Raw genomic sequence first — 15,225 nt, forward strand, 5'->3', positions numbered from 1 at the left:
CTTCCGGCTTGGCCGGCCTGGGCAACGACGAGAACATTAGCCGAACCCTGGATCCATGCAAAATCCGGGGTGCTCCGGCGTGTTCCACCCTCGACCGTCGGGGTCCTATCCCTCACGATCACCTAGCGTGGAGCCATGCGCGCCTGGCTCGACGGACACCTTCTCGACGACCCCGAAGCACCCGCGATCTCGCTGACCGACCACGGCTTCACGGTGGGCGACGGCGTCTTCGAGGCGGTGAAGGTCGTCGACTCGCAGCCCTTCGCGCTCACCCGCCACCTGGAGCGGCTGGCCCGCTGCGCAGCTGCGCTGGGACTCCCGCCTGTCGACGCTGCCGAGGTGCGCGGCGGAGTGGCCGCCGTCCTGGCCGGCCAGGAGCTGCCGTTGGGCCGTCTTCGGATCACCTACACGGCGGGGCGAGCTCCGCTCGGCTCCGGGCGCGGCCACGCAGCGCCGACTCTCGCCGTCGTCGGCGTGCCGATGGCGCCGTACCCGGAGACCGCCGCCGTCGCCACTGTGCCCTGGCCCCGCAACGAGCGCGGCGCACTGGCCGGCCTCAAGACCACCTCGTACGCCGAGAACGTCGTGGCGCTTGCCAGCGCCGCCGCTCGAGGGGCCAGTGAGGCGATCTTTGCCAACACGATCGGGAACCTCTGCGAGGGCACCGGATCCAACGTCTTCTACGTGCACGAGGGTGAGCTGCGTACGCCGACCCTCGCCAGCGGCTGCCTGGCCGGCGTCACCCGAGCGCTGCTGGTGGAGTGGCTCGGGGTCCGCGAGGTGGATGAGCCGCTCGAGGTGCTCGCGAGTGCGAGCGAGATCTTCCTGGCCTCGACCACGCGCGACGTCCAGGGGGTGCATCGGTGCGACGAGCGCGAGCTCTCCGCCCCCGGGGCCGTCACGCGCGAGGCGGCGACGGTCTTCGCCGAGCAGTCGGCGAAGACCGTCGATCCCTGAACCAGCGGGACGCTCAGACCGTCAGCAGCTGGTCGATGATCGCGTCCACGTCGAGGCTCTGCGACTCCGCGCCTGTCGGGACCACCTCGAAGGTCCGCTCGAGGAAGTCGCGGACCGGCTCGCTCGGGGTCTCGACCAGAAGCTCCCCGTCGGGCGAGCGGAACTCGACCATCAGGCACGGCCGACCGAGCAGATCGACGCCCGGCCAGATCCTGACGTCGCCGATCCCGACCGGTCCACCCAAGCCCTCACGGAGCAGGTCGCGTCCGAAGGTCCACACGATGTCGCCCGTCATGGTGCCGAAGGAGAGCGAGACGGCGTACGGGTCCCTGGCCTCGTAGCCGAGGACCACCGGAAGCATGGCTCCAGCACCGGCGTCACGCACACACCGCATCGTGATGCGCTGACGAATGTCACTGGGTGCCGGCCTGCTCATGGGCTGTCTCCTTGAATCGCGGTCGTGCTTCGCAGGTGGGACGGGCGATCCGGTCGGCTATGACGCCGTTCCCGAGACAGTTTTTCTGCGGCCCGCATCACAACGGGAACGAGCCCGGTTTGTGATGCCGGGGAGCATGTGCGCTAGAGTTCCGGTCGCACCGCGCGGGCGATTGGCGCAGTGGTAGCGCGCTTCGTTCACACCGAAGAGGTCACTGGTTCGAACCCAGTATCGCCCACCGACAGTTCATGAAGAGGCCCCCAGGATCCTGGGGGCCTCTTCACGTTCGGCGGCCGCCGACATCAGTTCGGTCTGCGCCGAACCGTGCCAGTGGCACAGTGGCTCCATGGCGGCGCAACCTCCCGAGACGACTCCGGACCTGGCTGCGTTGGCAGCCGCCTTGGCGGACTCCACGCGGTCGCTGATCTGCATCTGCCTGCTCGATGGCCGGGCGTGGACCGTCACCGAGCTCGCCGCCGAGCTCCGCGCCGCCAAGTCCTCCGTCTCCGAACACGTGAGCACTCTGGTCGAGGCCGGCCTGCTGACCGACCGACGCCAGGGGCGTCACCGCTACGTCCAGGTCGCCTCGCCGGCGGTCGCGACCTGGCTGGAGCATCAGCGCTCGCAGGCTCACCCCCGCGCCGACTCTGCGCACGCGAACCCGCGACCGACACCTCGCAGAGGGCCGCACCTGCTATCGCCACCTGGCCGGGCGGCTGGGTGTCGGTCTCGCCGCAGGACTCCTCGACAAGGGCTGGCTAGACCCGTTCGGGCAACTCACCGCAGCGGGTCGCGACGGCCTGCTGACGGCCTGGGGCGTCGACGTACCGGAGGATCCCGCGAACGGACGCCCCCTCGCGACCTGGTGCCTGGACTGGACGGAACGCCGCTCGCACCTTGGTGGCCGGCTCGGCGACGAGCTGTGCGCGACCTTCCTCGCACGCTCCTGGGTCGTACGACGCCCCACCGGTCGCGCGGTGATGCTCACGCCCGCGGGCAGGACGGAGCTCGGCTGGGCGCTGCACACCGAGCTGCACCATCTCTGAGCCACCATCGCCCAAGGAGTCGAAGGAGAGTCATGGAGCACCAGACACGAGCCGCGCGGTTCTCCGCGCTGCACCGGCCAGGAGACCCGTTCCTGCTGCCCTGCGCATGGGATGCCGCCTCCGCCGCCCTCCTCTCCCGCTCGGGCTTCCCTGCGGTCGGCACCACCAGTCTTGGACTGGCTGCTGCGCTCGGGCTGCGCGACGAGAGCAGGGCGATCCTGGGAGCGACCGCCGCATTGGTGGAGGTGATCCGAACAACCTCTCCGGAGGTACTGCTGACCTGCGACGCCGAGGACGGTTTCAGCGACCAGCCCGCAGAGGTGGCGGAGACGCTGCTTCCGCTTCCGGTCGACGGCGTCAACCTGGAGGACTCGACCGGCGGTCTCCTCCTCGACCCCGACCTCCACGCCCGCAAGATCGCCGCGGTGAAGGCGAGCCGTCCCGACCTCTTCGTCAACGCGCGGGTCGACACGTACTGGACGGGGCGACCCGACCTCGCCGAGACCTGCGATCGGGTCTCCCGCTACGTCGCGGCCGGCGCGGACGGCATCTTCGTACCGGGCGACCTGGCGCCGGCAGTCGTCGAGCAGGTGGTGCGCCACGCCGGCGTCCCGGTCAATCTCCTCGCCTCTCCCCACCTCGACCTGACGCAGCTGGCTGCCCTCGGCGTCGCTCGGGTCAGCACCGGATCGCTGCTCTACCGCACCGCGCTCACCCGGGCGGTCGACCGCGCCCGCGAACTCGTCGGCGAGGCCGTCCTCGACGGCGAGGTCCTCGGCTATGACGCCGTCCAGGCCCTGGGGAGGAACGGAGCCCGCCCGGGCAGCGGTCAACTGCCGTGACGCTGGTCGGGCAGGTGTGCGAGGACCCGCGCGACCTCGTCGAGGAACCACTCCAAGGACTCCCGCACCCGAACGGGCAGTTCCTCTCCCCCGCTGCTGATCCGCAGCCGGGTGCCGGCCTCGAGCGGTGTCAGGTCTGCCGTCACCTGCTGGCCGAGACGGAACCCGTCGGCCTCGGTGCTGAAGGCGCAGCGCACCGCCTGCGCGTTCGCACTGATCAGCCGGACATGACGTGGCTTGGCCTTGAGCAGGGCGGCCATGAGAGTGCGCAGATCCGCGGAGTAGTCGCGCCGGACCTCGGTCACCGCATCGCCCTGCACCATGTCGGCCTCCCTCTCCCTGCCGTCAAGGTAGCGTCTCCGGACGCCGGGCACATCCCCTGACGGCCAGACGGTGGCTGCCGGAGGTGGCGACTAGACGGTGGCGGCGACCGCCCGCGGGCCGGCCGTCCTCTCGCCCACCACCTCGGCGAGTGCTGCGGTCGCCACCATCGCGAGATGCGCGTTGCCGGCTTGGCTGGGCGTGACGGTCACGCAGGTGCCGCCCTCCACCCGCTCCAACTCGACGGTGAGCCCCAGCTCCACGCCGGTGCCGTAGGAGGTCGTCACCCGCGCGAGGATCGTCGTACCACTTGCTCGGAGGATCTCCAGACGACGCGGACGGGTGCCGCGCACGGCAGCCACCACCTCGTGCGGCTCTGCTCCCACAACGCACTGCGCGATCGAATCAGCCTGCGCATCCACCATGACGCCGTTCCCCTTCCCTGGTGCCCCAGACCCTAGGTCGCGGGGAGCGCAGAGTCGGCGCGGCATGACGAGGTCGGGACCTCTGGACCATCAGGTATGACCGATCGGTCAACGGGAGGTCACTCGTCCTCGACGGCCCGGTCCTCCTCGTGGGTGCCTGGACGCGGCGCCCACGGCTTCTCCTTCGACGGCCGGACGACGATCAGGCGGTCGCCGCGAGCAAGCAGCGTCACCACCGGGTCGAAGTAGCGATAGACCTTCTCGTCCCGTACGACGGCGATCACCTGGTCGGGCAGGGTCTGCGGTGCTTTGCCGACCTCGTTGAGGAGCAGGTCGCGCTCGGCGACCTCCAGCCCCGCGCCGTACGTCATCAGGTCCTCCATCACCGACCCCAGGGTCGGCGACAGCGACGACAGGCCCAGTAGCCGGCCGACGGCCTCGCTCGAGGTGACGACCGAGTCGGCGCCGCTCTGACGCAGGAGGGGCACGTTGTCGTGCTCACGAACGGCAGCGACGATGTAGGCGTCGGCGTTCTGCTGACGCACCGTGAGGGTCGCCATCATCGTGTTCGCGTCGTGGTCGGTGGTGATGATGACCTGGCTGGCTCGGCTGATGCCGGCCCGGCGCAGCACCTCGCGCCGGGTGCCGTCACCAGCGATGACCGCGAGGCCGTCCGCGTTGGCCTCCTCCCGGGCGATCGGCTTCGGGTCGACGACGACGAACGAGGAGCGCTCGATGCCGTTGCGTGCCAGCGTGTCGACGGCGCTGCGGCCCTTGGTGCCGTAGCCGATGACCACCACGTGGTCGTTCATGTTCTTCCTCCACCGGGCGACCCGGAACATCTCCCGACCCTGGGTGGCGAGCACCTCCAGGGTGGTACCGATCAAGAGCACCAGGAACGCGATCCTGGCGGGCGTGATGATGAATGCGTTGACCAGACGAGCACGCTCCGCGAACGGGGTGATGTCGCCGTACCCGGTCGTGCTCAGTGTGACCGTCGTGTAGTAGATCGAGTCGATGAGGTCGACCTCGCCGGTCGGGTCGGTGTTGTCGCGGTAGCCGGCCCGGTCGAGCCAGACCAGGAGCACGGTGCCGACGAGGATGCCGAGCGCGAAGAGCAGCCGACGGCCCAGCTCCCACCAGGGCGACCGCTTGCGATCCGGGAGCGAGATCTCCCCGAGCGGCCCGTCGGCCGGCTGCCGCGGCTCCGTCGTCTCATCCACGGCAGAAGCATGGCACGCGGCCCTCACGGATCGTCGGCATCGACTGCTTCCGGCTCGGCGTCGGCGCGTTGACCTGCCCGGCGCGGCAGGGCCTCCGCCCACCGACGGAGCACCTCTCGCGCCCTCGACGTCGATGCCTGCGGGAAGAGCGAGTCGAACGCCGCATTGATCGAGGCACCGATCAGGACCGCTATCGAGACCAGATACAACCAGAGAAGTACGGCGATCGGTGCTGCCAGCGGCCCGAAGATCGAACGGGAGTCGGCCGCGGTGACGGTGAGGAACCAACGCAGCAGGAAGGAACCGAAGATCCACACGAGGAGGGCGAAGGTCGCGCCCGGCACCTGGTAGCGCCATGAAGTCCGGACCGGGATCGACACGTGGTAGAGCGTGGCCAGGAAGCAGATGGAGAGCACCACGACCGTCGGCCAGTAGAGGTGGTGCAGGAAGAGCATCCGCTCCGGCAGCAACCCGCGCACGAGCCGGGGGCCGGCCAGCACCAGCGGGATCGTCGCAGCCCCGACGACCAGGCCCAGCAGGTAGAGGCAGAAGGAGAGCGCCCGCGTCCGGACGATCCCACGGTGACCGCCGAGACCGTGCATGATCGCGATGGTGTCGACGAAGACGTTGAGGGCCCGCGACCCCGACCAGAGGGCAAGGAGGAAGCCGATCGACATCACGTCGAAGCGGCCGCCCTCCAAGACGGTGTTGATCGTGGGTCGGATGACCTTGGCGACCGCCGAGTCCGGCATCACCTGACCGGCGATGTGCAGGACACCGTTGCGGATGTCGGTGACCTCGTCGTCGGTGAACCGGTCGCTGATGAAGCCGACCGAGCCTGCGAGCGCGAAGACCAGCGGCGGGATCGAGAGCACCGCGAAGAAGGCTGCCTCCGCCGCCAGGCCGGTGACGCGGTAGCGGACACAGGATCCGACGGTCTCGGCGACCACCCGCCAGAGCAACCTGAGCAGGCGCAGGGGGCTCCGAGCGGACATGGCTTCAACCTAGGACCGTGGATGCATCACGGGCGCCCCCGCCACGCGGAGGCGCCCGTGATCTGGACGTTGCCGATCGCCCCTCCCCGAGGGGCGGGGACTCAGCTGAGCTCGAGCCCCGGGTAGAGCGGGTGCTTGTCGAGCATCTCTGCGCTCGCCGCGCGAGTGCGCTCCGCGACACCGTCGCCGAGCACGAAGGAAGCCTTCGACGGGCCACCGGCCTTGGTCGTGCCGGCCTGGGTGTTGGACAGGACGTCGACGATCAGCTCGGCGACCTTGTCGAACTCCGTCGCGCCGAAGCCGCGGGTGGTGAGCGCCGGCGTACCCAGGCGGATGCCGGAGGTGTACCAAGCGCCGTTGGGGTCGGCGGGGATGGAGTTGCGGTTGGTGACCACGCCGGCCTCGAGCAGCGCGGACTCCGCCTGGCGACCGGTCAGGCCGAAGGTGGAGACGTCGACGAGCACGAGGTGGTTGTCGGTGCCACCGGTGACCAGCCGTGCGCCTCGCTTGAGGAAACCCTCCGCCAACGTCTGCGCGTTGTCGGCGATCGCCTGCGCGTAGGTGCGGAACTCCGGCTTGCGGGCCTCAGCCAGCGCCACGGCCTTCGCGGCCATCACGTGCGAGAGCGGGCCGCCCAGCACCATCGGGCAACCGCGGTCGATGTCGGCGGCGAACTCCTCCTGGGAGAGCACCATGCCGCCGCGCGGGCCGCGCAACGACTTGTGGGTCGTCGTGGTCACCACGTGCGCGTGCGGAATCGGGTCTTCGTCACCGGTGAACACCTTGCCGGCGACCAGTCCGGCGAAGTGCGCCATGTCGACCATCAAGGTGGCGCCGACCTCGTCGGCGATCTCACGCATCTTGGCGAAGTTCACGCGCCGCGGGTACGCCGAGTAGCCGGCGACCAGCACCAACGGGCGGAACTCGCGTGCCTTTGCAGCCAGCGCGTCGTAGTCGAGCAGTCCGGTCTCGGGGTCGGTGCCGTACTGCTGCTGGTGGAACATCTTGCCGCTGATGTTGGGGCGGAAGCCGTGCGTGAGGTGACCGCCGGTGTCCAAGGACATGCCCAGCAGTCGCTGGTTGCCGAGCTCGGCCCGCAGCGACTCCCAGTCGGCCTCGCTGAGCTCGTTGACGTTCTTCGCGCCCAGCTTCTCCAGGGCCGGCGTCTCCACCCGGTGGGCGAGGATCGACCAGAACGCGACCAGGTTGGCGTCGATGCCGGAGTGCGGCTGCACATAGGCGTACGGCGCCCCGAAGAGCTCGCGGGCGTGCTCGGCAGCGAGCGCCTCGACGGTGTCGACGTTCTGGCAGGCCGCGTAGAACCGGTGACCGACGGTGCCCTCGGCGTACTTGTCGCTGAACCAGGTGCCCATGGTCAGCAGCACCGCGGGCGAGGCGTAGTTCTCGCTGGCGATGAGCTTCAGCGAGGAGCGCTGGTCGGCGAGCTCCTGCCGGGTGGCCTCCGCAATCCGCGGCTCGACCGAGGCGATGACCTCGAGAGCCTGCTGGTAGGCGGAGCTGGTCAGGGAGGACAGGTCACTCATGCGGCACACAATAGTGGTCACGCCGGACGCCTTACGCACCGATCACCCCCTTCCCTGCGGTGTGATGCGCGCCATGCCGAACCGGGCCTTCAGGCTCAGAATGGCGATCGAGCCCGTCGCAATGACCACATGCTGGACAGGAGTCTCACTGCATGAGATTCCGGGTTGTGGCAAGGCTGTCCGCCACGTGAGACTCCTGTCCATGATCAGTGCTGCAACACACGCCTACCTCGTGGTTCGACGCCACGTGGACTTCGGGCGTACCCGCAGCATGATGTGTTGGCCCTGCTGACCACCCGCCGCCCGAATACCGTTCGAGTTGCGGGCGCCCAGACCAAGAACTCTCCGTCCGGGCGCACGGTCGCAGGCCGCCCGGTGTCCCAAGGATGTGGCACCCGGACTCCCGCGTCGCGCGTCTCTTGCTGCGAAGGAACTCGCATCGATGAATGACCAGGCACCGGCTCGCACCCCGCGCCCCCGCCCCAAGAAGGGCGAAGGGCAGTGGGCACTCGGCTATCGGGAACCGCTCAACGCCAACGAGCAGCAGAAGAAGGATGACAACCCGCTCAACGTGCGGGACCGCATCATCAACGTCTACTCCAAGCGCGGCTTCGACGCGATCGACCCGTCCGACCTGCGCGGCCGCTTCCGGTGGTACGGCATCTACACCCAGCGTCGCCCCGGGCTCGACGGCGGCAAGACCGGAGCGCTCGCACCGGAGGAGCTCGACGACCGCTACTTCATGATGCGGGTGCGCTCCGACGGTCGCCTGCTCGACGCAACCCAGCTGCGGACCCTCGGCGGTATCTCGACCGACTTCGCCCGGGAGACGGCCGACATCACCGACCGCTCCAACATCCAGTACCACTGGATCGCGATCGAGGACGTCCCGGAGATCTGGGAGCGGCTGGAGTCCGTGGGCCTCAGCACCGAAGAGGCGTGCGGTGACTCCCCCCGCGGCATGCTCGGCTCGCCCGTGGCCGGCGTCGCGAAGGACGAGATCATCGACGGCACGCCGGCCCTCACCGAGATCAACCGGCGGCGTACCGGCAACCCCGAGTACGCGAACCTTCCCCGCAAGTTCAAGACCTCGGTCTCCGGGCACCCGAGCCTGGACGGCGCCCCCGAGATCAACGACGTCTCGTTCGTCGGCGTGGTGCACCCCGAGCATGGCCCGGGCTTCGACCTGTGGGTCGGCGGCGCCCTCTCCACGAACCCCTTCCTGGCCGCCAAGATGGGGGTCTGGATCCCGATCGACGAGGTCGCCGACGTCTGGGAGGGCGTCATCTCCATCTTCCGCGACTACGGCTACCGCCGCCTGCGCTCGCGTGCTCGGCTGAAGTTCCTCGTCAAGGACTGGGGTATCGAGAAGTTCCGCGAGGTGCTCGAGACGCAGTACCTGAAGCGCGCGCTGATCTCCAACCCCTCGCCCACGGTCGCGACCCGCAACGGCGACCACATCGGTGTGCACGAGCAGAAGGACGGCAAGTTCTACATCGGTGCCACCCCGACGGTCGGCCGGGTCAGCGGCAAGCTGCTGACCGCTCTGGGCGACCTGGTCGAGAAGTACGGCGTCGACGGCGTCCGCTTCACGGCGTACCAGAAGCTGGTGCTCATCGGCGTCGAGGCCGACCACGTGGACGAGGTCATCGAGGCACTCGAGGTCATCGGCCTCTCCGCCCGCCCCTCGGAGTGGCGACGCTCCACCATGGCCTGCACCGGCATCGAGTTCTGCAAGCTGGCGATCGTCAACACGAAGGACCGCGCCACGGCGTTGATCGACGAGCTCGAGCGGCGGTTCCCCGAGCTCGACACCCCGATCACCATCAACGTCAACGGCTGCCCGAACTCGTGCGCCCGCACGCAGGTGGCCGACATCGGTCTCAAGGGCCAGCTCGTCCTCGATGACGACGGCAACCAGGTCGAGGGGTTCCAGGTGCACCTGGGTGGCGGCATTGGCCTGACCCAGGAGCTGGGACGCAAGCTACGTGCCCACAAGGTGACCAGCGCCGGGCTCGACGACTACGTCACCAACGTCGTCCTGGCCTATCTCGACCAGCGACAGGACGGCGAGAGCTTCGCGGCCTGGGTCGCTCGCGCCGACGAGTCCTTCCTGCGCGGTGAGACCGATCCCCGCAGTCTGGTGGGTGTCTGAGTCATGAGCTCCCGCGCCATCCCCTACCTGTGCCCCTACTGCGGTGACGACGATCTGCGCCCGCACGAGGTGCCGGGAGCGGACGGCGAGATCACCTCGCCGCACGGCGCGTGGGAGTGCCGGGCCTGCTTGCGGGCCTTCACCGTCAAGATGCTGGGCCTGATCGCCCGGCCCGACCTGGGAGGGGAGAGATGACCGCGTTCACCACCACGCGCGCCGCCGCCTACCGGGGTAGCCACACCGAGGGGCGCAGCCCCGAGGAACTGCGGGAGATCGTCTCCCATGCGGGAGCCGAGCTGGAGCTCGCACCGGCCGAGGACATCATCGAGTGGGCGGTCGCCACCTTCGGCGAGCGGTTCTGCGTGACCTCCTCCATGGGCGATGCCGTGCTGGCCCACCTTGCCGGCAAGGTCGCTCCGGGGATCGACGTCGTCTTCCTCGACACCGGCTACCACTTCACCGAGACGCTCGGCACCGCCGACGCCGTCCAGCACACGATGAACGTGAACCTGATCACGATCACCCCCCGGCAGACCGTCGAGGAGCAGGACGCCGAGCACGGCCCCGAGCTCTTCCGCCGTGATCCCGACCTGTGCTGCAAGCTCCGCAAGGTGCAGCCGCTCGCGGAGAGCCTCGCCGGGTACGACGCCTGGGCGACCGGCCTGCGCCGCGCCGAGACGCACAACCGCGTCATCGCCCCGGTGATCGGGTGGGACGCGAAGAAGGGGAAGGTCAAGGTCTCCCCCATCGCACGGTGGAGTGACGAGCAGGTCGAGCAGTACATCGCCGACAACGGCGTGCTCGTGAACCCGCTCGTCCACGACGGCTACCCGTCTATCGGGTGCTGGCCGTGCACCTCACGAGTTGCCCCCGGCGAGGACCCGCGCAGCGGGCGCTGGGCGGGGCTCAACAAGACCGAGTGCGGGATCCACACATGACCGCCCCGCACCCGTCACTCGACAGCATCACGTCCCCGAAGGGAGGCAGTCGGCCATGACCGCTCCAGCATTGGTGTGCCTGGCACACGGGAGCCGAGACCCTCGTTCCGCCGAGACCATCGCGGGGCTCGTCGCGGAGGTGCGGGCGTTGCGCCCCGACCTGCGCATCGAGACCGCGTTCCTCGAGCTCTCCAAGCCGTCCTTCGGCACGGTGGTCTCGAAGCTCGTGCGCGCCGGCTACGAGGAGATCGTGGTCGTTCCGCTGCTGCTGACCGAGGCCTACCACGCAAAGGTCGATGTGCCGGCCGCGATCGCCGAGCAGACCGCGAAGCACGAGGGCTTGCGGATCAGGGCCTCGTCGATCCTCGGCCTGGAGCATGCCTTCCTCGAGGTGCTCGACCTGCGGCTGCGGGCCGCGCTCAAGGAGGCGCGGGTTCGTGAGCTCGACGCGCTGGTGCTCGCTGCGGCAGGATCCAGCGATCCGCTTGCCAACCGCACGGTGGCCCGCCTGGCCCGGGTCTGGGGCGCCCACCACCACCTGCCGGTGAAGGCTGCCTTCGCCTCGACCGCTCCCCCGGCGACCGGTGAGGCCGTGCGCGCCTTCCGTGCCGAGGGTCGCCGTCACATTGCGGTCGGCTCGCTGTTCCTGGCGCCGGGCTTCCTGCCCGACCGCGCCGGCGAGCTCGCGCTCGAGGCGGGCGCCGTCGCGGTCTCCGCTCCCCTGGGCGCCCACCAGGAGCTGGCGCGGGTCATCCTCGCCCGCTACGCCGTCGGCGCCGTGGAGCTCGTCCCCGTCTGATCCGCCGAAGTGCCACGCCACTGCGGGACGCTTCGGCGGTTCAGTCCACGAGGAGCTCGCGGAGGCGCAGCAACGTGTCGGCCGGGTCCGAGGTGACGCCCCCGTGCACCGGGCCGGGCTGGAGGACGGTGCTGCGCGGGGCCTTGATGAAGCCGAAGCGCGTGCCCAGCGGTGCCCCGGCGGCGGCTCCGGCCCTGGCCGTGCCCCGACAGACCGCCTCGATGTAGGCCATGCCGTCGCACACCTGCTCAAGGTCCAGGGCGGGATCCAAGGCCAGGAGTCGCGCGTCTTCGCAGCGCCAGGCGACGTCGAGGAACCCGGCCGACTGGCAGTGCACCACCACACCGAGATTGACGAACTCCTCGCGGTGCACCCGCGGGACACAACGGATCACGACGTACTCGTAGGGTGCAGGCGTGCTCATCGGGCGACCTCCGGGAGCCACTGCCTGGTCGCGAGGCGGGCACCGAGGAACCGGACGTACGCCGCGCGCAGCAGAGCAGGCGACTCCGCGCCGGGTACGGGCTCGAGCCACTCGTCCGGCACCTGCGCCAGCACATCGAGCAGAACCGACTCGTCGAGCAGTCCACTGATCTCGCGGTCCGCCTCGGGGAGAGCGCCCGCATGATCGAGGAGCACGTGGTCGCCGGCGTCCCAGGGCTGGGCGGCGAAGCGCTCCGGATCGGTGATCCCCCGGCTCCAGCCGTGGTGGAAGTAGAGCGAGGCGCCATGATCGATCACCCAGAGCTGACGGTGCCAGACCAACATGTTGGGGTTGCGCCAGGAGCGATCGACGTTCGCGCAGAACGCGTCCAGCCAGAGCACCTTCGCCGCGTCTGTCTCGCCCTCCGGCACGGCACCGTCGAAGCCGAAGGAACCGGGCAGGAAGTCCACCCCGAGGTTGAGACCGACACTGGCGGTGAGCAGGTCCTGGACCTCCTCGTCTGCCTCGTAGCGAGCGATCTCGTGGCTGAGCTCGAGCGCTACCAGACGGGGCGTACGCAGGCCGATCCGCCGCGCCAGCTCGCTCACGATCACCTCCGCGACGAGCACCCGGAGGCCCTGGCCGGCTCCTCGGAACTTGCAGACATAGGTGCCGAGGTCGTCGGCCTCGACGATTCCCGGCAGGGAGCCGCCTTCACGGAGCGGGGTCGCGTAGCGGGTGATCCGCTGAGTGGGGATCATGCGAGCGGAGCCTCCTGCTCCAACCGGGCACGCTGCTCGGCCACGTCGAAGTCAGCGATCGGCCAGGTCAGCTCCAGGCTGCGGAACGTCTCCAGCAGCAGCTGCGCGACCGCCAGGTCACGCAGCCACTTGCGGTCGCTCGGCACGATGTGCCACGGAGCGTGCGCGGTGTGCGTACGCTCGACCGCCACCTCGTAGGCCGCGCGGTAGTCGGACCAGCGGGCCCGCTCGTCGATGTCGCCGGGGTTGAACTTCCAGTGCTTGGACTCGTCGTCGAGCCGCGCCATCAGCCGTTCCCGCTGCTCCTCGGGTGAGATGTGCAGGAGGCACTTCACCACCACGACACCGTGGTCGGCCAGCTCCCTCTCGAAGCTCGTGATCGCCGTGTAGCGGCGCTCGATCTCCTCTGGCGGGGCCAGCTCGCGCACGCGACCGATCAGCACGTCCTCGTAGTGGGAGCGGTCGAAGACGCCCAGGTAGCCCGGACCCGGCACGCCCTTGCGGATCCGCCAGAGGAAGTCGTGGGCGAGCTCCTCGGGGGTCGGCGCCTTGAAGGAGGTGATGCGCACTCCCTGCGGGTCGACGAGGCCGACAGCGTGCCGGATGACCCCGCCCTTGCCCGAGGTGTCCATCCCCTGCAGGACCAGCAGAATGCTGCGAGCCCCCGGGTCGCCGCGGTGCGCGAACAGCCGTTCCTGCAGATCGGCGAGCTCCTCCCCGATCTCCGCCAGCTCCTTGCCGGCATCGTCCTTGTCGCCCTCGAAGTCGAGCACGTCACGTGGGTCGAAGGCCGTCAGGTCGATCGGTCCGTTGGCCGGGCGGAGGCGATCACACAGGTCGTCGGCGAAAGGCATGGGCCCCATGATCGCTCATCGCCGCCGATGATCCGGGAAGCGCCATGCGCTGGTCACGCGAGGACCTGAGCGAACCTCAGCGTGCAGCCGACCACGGTCGCCACTGTGCCGTCGCTCTGCGGCTCGTCGAACCAGGTGCCCTCGCGGAAGCCCACCTTGGCCAGCGCTCGCAGCGACGCGCTGTTGCGGTGGTCGGGTGCCGCGAACGCTGTTTCGACATCCGGATGGCGGGCATGGGCCGCGAGCAGCCAGCTCCACAGCAACTGCGGCCCCAGGCCCCGGCCTACCCAGCTCGGCTCACCGATCGCGTAGTCGACACCGACCGCGTCCGGGTCGGGTGTCAGCACGGCGAAGTCGGGGTGGTCACGGAGGAGGTAGTCCTGGAGAAACCCGACAGAGCGTCCGTGCGCCTCAACGATCCAGAGCCGGGTGGGCGACTCCCCAGCGATCTCGGGCGCGTACTGCGCACGCACGCGATCGGCCGTCGGCTCGCCATCGGCCGCCCACCACCGCCGGACGTGCGCGTGCTGGCGCCAGCGCACCAGGTCGGGCAGGTCTCCCGGCGTCGCGGCGCGCAGGGTGACCTGCCAGTCGACCGCCGTCGTGAAGAGCGGTGGCTCGGCCGCAAGGTCGAGCGGGAAGACCGGACCCGGCCCGGCACGCTGGGCTGCCGACCGCCAGGACTCGCCCGGCACGACGTCGATCAGGGACGGCGCCACACCCGGTTGCGCCAGCCGGACCTGGCTGCTCACCAGTCCCGGGCCTCGAGCTCGGACTCGCCCGCCGAGGCCAGCTCCTCGCGAACGATGCGGAACACCAGACCCGACGGGTAGCCCTTGCGAGCCAGCATCCCGGCCAGTCGACGCGTCGCAACCTCCGGGCCGACGTTGCGCAACGAACGCAGCTTCTTGCGCACCAAGGCACGCGCCGCGGCCTCTTCGTCCGCGGGGTCGATCTCGTCGAGGGCCTCGCGGGCGACCTCGTCGTCGATGCCCTTGCGTCGCAGCTCCTGCGACAGTGCTCGGCGCGCCAACCCCTTTCCCGGCTGGCGAGAGGCGATCCACATCCGCGCGAAGGCGGAGTCGTCGACCAGTCCGACCTCCTCGAACCGGTCGAGCAGCCGGATCGCCACCTCGTCAGGGACTCCCCTGGCCGACAGCTTGTCGGAGAGCTCCTTGCGGCTGCGTGCCTGCCCGGTGAGCTGATCGAGCAGGATCTTCCGGGCGACCGACTCAGGGTCGGCATCGGGGTCCATCGCGGCGTCGCGCGGCGGCGGTGTCGTGCGCCCGCCCCTCGCCCGCTGCCGGCGCTCGGAGCGCCGGCGTCCACCCGGACGACCCCGGCCGGAGGCATCGTCCGGAACTGCTCGGTCGCCCGCCCAGGCAGCGACGCCCAGCGAGACGTCGCCAGCCCAGTCCGGGACCGTCGTCTCTCCCGTCACTCCCGCCCAGTCGGGCGCCGGTCCGACACCGTCGGACCGGCTGCCGGAGCCGGTCGCGCTCATC

General features: G+C 69.8%; 17 protein-coding genes, 1 tRNA gene and 1 pseudogene. 8 read left to right on the forward strand and 11 right to left on the reverse strand.

Annotated elements, in window-relative coordinates:
* Nucleotides 1-135: 135 nt before the first annotated feature.
* Nucleotides 136-957 carry an aminotransferase class IV gene (locus DNK54_RS04440; protein WP_110205678.1) on the forward strand — a complete coding sequence of 274 codons (822 nt, stop codon included), beginning with the start codon at nt 136-138 and terminating at the stop codon, nt 955-957.
* Between the two features lie 13 nt (nt 958-970).
* Here DNK54_RS04440 and DNK54_RS04445 read toward each other — a convergent pair whose 3' ends face one another.
* Nucleotides 971-1,393, reverse strand: a complete 423-nt coding sequence (locus DNK54_RS04445) for an SsgA family sporulation/cell division regulator (RefSeq protein ID WP_110205679.1) — start codon at nt 1,391-1,393, stop codon at nt 971-973.
* 166 nt (nt 1,394-1,559) lie between these two features.
* Here DNK54_RS04445 and DNK54_RS04450 point away from each other — a divergent pair.
* The 3 genes and pseudogenes from DNK54_RS04450 (at nt 1,560) to DNK54_RS21415 (ending at nt 3,281) form a co-directional block, all read left to right on the forward strand.
* Nucleotides 1,560-1,631, forward strand: a tRNA-Val gene (locus tag DNK54_RS04450).
* Between the two features lie 108 nt (nt 1,632-1,739).
* Nucleotides 1,740-1,982 (forward strand): annotated as a pseudogene (locus DNK54_RS21790) (ArsR/SmtB family transcription factor); the annotation flags it as partial.
* Nucleotides 1,983-2,471: 489 nt separating this feature from the next.
* Nucleotides 2,472-3,281 carry an isocitrate lyase/PEP mutase family protein gene (locus DNK54_RS21415; protein ID WP_110205680.1) on the forward strand — a complete coding sequence of 270 codons (810 nt, stop codon included), beginning with the start codon at nt 2,472-2,474 and terminating at the stop codon, nt 3,279-3,281.
* Here the strand turns inward: DNK54_RS21415 and DNK54_RS04465 are convergent.
* The 5 genes from DNK54_RS04465 to DNK54_RS04480 form a co-directional block, all read right to left on the reverse strand.
* Entirely contained in the window at nt 3,269-3,604 is a 336-nt protein-coding gene (locus DNK54_RS04465) for a hypothetical protein (RefSeq protein WP_110205681.1), read from the reverse strand. The two genes, DNK54_RS21415 and DNK54_RS04465, sit on opposite strands and share 13 nt — an antisense overlap.
* Before the next feature lie 90 nt (nt 3,605-3,694).
* Nucleotides 3,695-4,027: a hypothetical protein gene (locus DNK54_RS04470; protein ID WP_110205682.1), complete on the reverse strand. Its 333-nt coding sequence runs from the start codon at nt 4,025-4,027 to the stop codon at nt 3,695-3,697.
* Between the two features lie 119 nt (nt 4,028-4,146).
* Nucleotides 4,147-5,250 carry a potassium channel family protein gene (locus tag DNK54_RS04475; protein WP_204164404.1) on the reverse strand — a complete coding sequence of 368 codons (1,104 nt, stop codon included), beginning with the start codon at nt 5,248-5,250 and terminating at the stop codon, nt 4,147-4,149.
* A 23-nt stretch (nt 5,251-5,273) separates the two neighbouring features.
* A complete protein-coding gene (locus DNK54_RS21250; protein ID WP_204164405.1) occupies nt 5,274-6,245 on the reverse strand; it encodes a YihY/virulence factor BrkB family protein in 972 nt (323 codons plus the stop codon).
* Between the two features lie 101 nt (nt 6,246-6,346).
* Complete coding sequence (locus DNK54_RS04480; protein ID WP_110205684.1) at nt 6,347-7,789, reverse strand: glycine hydroxymethyltransferase; 1,443 nt, start codon at nt 7,787-7,789, stop codon at nt 6,347-6,349.
* Nucleotides 7,790-8,231: 442 nt separating this feature from the next.
* On the opposite strand from DNK54_RS04480, the gene DNK54_RS04485 reads away from it, so the two are divergent.
* From DNK54_RS04485 to DNK54_RS04500, 4 genes are read left to right on the forward strand one after another with little or no spacing between them, the layout of a single operon-like run.
* The gene (locus DNK54_RS04485) at nt 8,232-9,944 is read left to right on the forward strand and encodes a nitrite/sulfite reductase (RefSeq protein WP_110205685.1); all 1,713 of its coding nucleotides are present in this window, start codon (nt 8,232-8,234) and stop codon (nt 9,942-9,944) included.
* A 3-nt stretch (nt 9,945-9,947) separates the two neighbouring features.
* Nucleotides 9,948-10,139, forward strand: coding sequence for a hypothetical protein (locus DNK54_RS04490; RefSeq protein WP_110205686.1), 192 nt, complete (start codon nt 9,948-9,950; stop codon nt 10,137-10,139).
* Nucleotides 10,136-10,882: a phosphoadenylyl-sulfate reductase gene (locus DNK54_RS04495; protein WP_110205687.1), complete on the forward strand. Its 747-nt coding sequence runs from the start codon at nt 10,136-10,138 to the stop codon at nt 10,880-10,882. The genes DNK54_RS04490 and DNK54_RS04495 overlap by 4 nt, the downstream gene beginning before the upstream one ends.
* Nucleotides 10,883-10,937: 55 nt before the next feature.
* The gene (locus DNK54_RS04500) at nt 10,938-11,681 is read left to right on the forward strand and encodes a sirohydrochlorin chelatase (RefSeq protein WP_110205688.1); all 744 of its coding nucleotides are present in this window, start codon (nt 10,938-10,940) and stop codon (nt 11,679-11,681) included.
* Between the two features lie 40 nt (nt 11,682-11,721).
* Here DNK54_RS04500 and DNK54_RS04505 read toward each other — a convergent pair whose 3' ends face one another.
* The 5 genes from DNK54_RS04505 to DNK54_RS04525 are packed head-to-tail and all read right to left on the reverse strand — an operon-like array spanning nt 11,722 to nt 15,224.
* Nucleotides 11,722-12,105: a DUF3037 domain-containing protein gene (locus tag DNK54_RS04505; RefSeq protein ID WP_110205689.1), complete on the reverse strand. Its 384-nt coding sequence runs from the start codon at nt 12,103-12,105 to the stop codon at nt 11,722-11,724.
* Nucleotides 12,102-12,866, reverse strand: coding sequence for a HipA family kinase (locus DNK54_RS04510; RefSeq protein WP_110205690.1), 765 nt, complete (start codon nt 12,864-12,866; stop codon nt 12,102-12,104). Before DNK54_RS04510 ends, DNK54_RS04505 begins: the two co-directional genes overlap by 4 nt.
* The gene (locus tag DNK54_RS04515; protein WP_239459901.1) at nt 12,863-13,729 is read right to left on the reverse strand and encodes a PPK2 family polyphosphate kinase; all 867 of its coding nucleotides are present in this window, start codon (nt 13,727-13,729) and stop codon (nt 12,863-12,865) included. Before DNK54_RS04515 ends, DNK54_RS04510 begins: the two co-directional genes overlap by 4 nt.
* 44 nt (nt 13,730-13,773) lie before the next feature.
* On the reverse strand, nt 13,774-14,472 hold the full coding sequence (locus DNK54_RS04520) for a GNAT family N-acetyltransferase (protein WP_239459902.1): 699 nt from the start codon (nt 14,470-14,472) through the stop codon (nt 13,774-13,776).
* Entirely contained in the window at nt 14,469-15,224 is a 756-nt protein-coding gene (locus DNK54_RS04525; RefSeq protein WP_239459903.1) for a regulatory protein RecX, read from the reverse strand. Before DNK54_RS04525 ends, DNK54_RS04520 begins: the two co-directional genes overlap by 4 nt.
* Nucleotide 15,225: the final 1 nt, after the last annotated feature.

It is taken from the genome of Nocardioides daejeonensis (assembly GCF_003194585.1).
In the GTDB taxonomy this organism is placed as follows: domain Bacteria; phylum Actinomycetota; class Actinomycetes; order Propionibacteriales; family Nocardioidaceae; genus Nocardioides; species Nocardioides daejeonensis.

Bases quoted from the DNA above. Each gene is read 5' to 3' on its own strand.
- DNK54_RS04440 (WP_110205678.1), top strand. From the start codon at position 136: ATGCGCGCCTGGCTCGACGGACACCTTCTCGACGACCCCGAAGCACCC.
- DNK54_RS04445 (WP_110205679.1), bottom strand. From the start codon at position 1,393: ATGAGCAGGCCGGCACCCAGTGACATTCGTCAGCGCATCACGATGCGG.
- DNK54_RS21415 (WP_110205680.1), top strand. From the start codon at position 2,472: ATGGAGCACCAGACACGAGCCGCGCGGTTCTCCGCGCTGCACCGGCCA.
- DNK54_RS04465 (WP_110205681.1), bottom strand. From the start codon at position 3,604: ATGGTGCAGGGCGATGCGGTGACCGAGGTCCGGCGCGACTACTCCGCG.
- DNK54_RS04470 (WP_110205682.1), bottom strand. From the start codon at position 4,027: ATGGTGGATGCGCAGGCTGATTCGATCGCGCAGTGCGTTGTGGGAGCA.
- DNK54_RS21250 (WP_204164405.1), bottom strand. From the start codon at position 6,245: ATGTCCGCTCGGAGCCCCCTGCGCCTGCTCAGGTTGCTCTGGCGGGTG.
- DNK54_RS04480 (WP_110205684.1), bottom strand. From the start codon at position 7,789: ATGAGTGACCTGTCCTCCCTGACCAGCTCCGCCTACCAGCAGGCTCTC.
- DNK54_RS04485 (WP_110205685.1), top strand. From the start codon at position 8,232: ATGAATGACCAGGCACCGGCTCGCACCCCGCGCCCCCGCCCCAAGAAG.
- DNK54_RS04490 (WP_110205686.1), top strand. From the start codon at position 9,948: ATGAGCTCCCGCGCCATCCCCTACCTGTGCCCCTACTGCGGTGACGAC.
- DNK54_RS04495 (WP_110205687.1), top strand. From the start codon at position 10,136: ATGACCGCGTTCACCACCACGCGCGCCGCCGCCTACCGGGGTAGCCAC.
- DNK54_RS04500 (WP_110205688.1), top strand. From the start codon at position 10,938: ATGACCGCTCCAGCATTGGTGTGCCTGGCACACGGGAGCCGAGACCCT.
- DNK54_RS04505 (WP_110205689.1), bottom strand. From the start codon at position 12,105: ATGAGCACGCCTGCACCCTACGAGTACGTCGTGATCCGTTGTGTCCCG.
- DNK54_RS04510 (WP_110205690.1), bottom strand. From the start codon at position 12,866: ATGATCCCCACTCAGCGGATCACCCGCTACGCGACCCCGCTCCGTGAA.
- DNK54_RS04515 (WP_239459901.1), bottom strand. From the start codon at position 13,729: ATGGGGCCCATGCCTTTCGCCGACGACCTGTGTGATCGCCTCCGCCCG.
- DNK54_RS04525 (WP_239459903.1), bottom strand. From the start codon at position 15,224: ATGAGCGCGACCGGCTCCGGCAGCCGGTCCGACGGTGTCGGACCGGCG.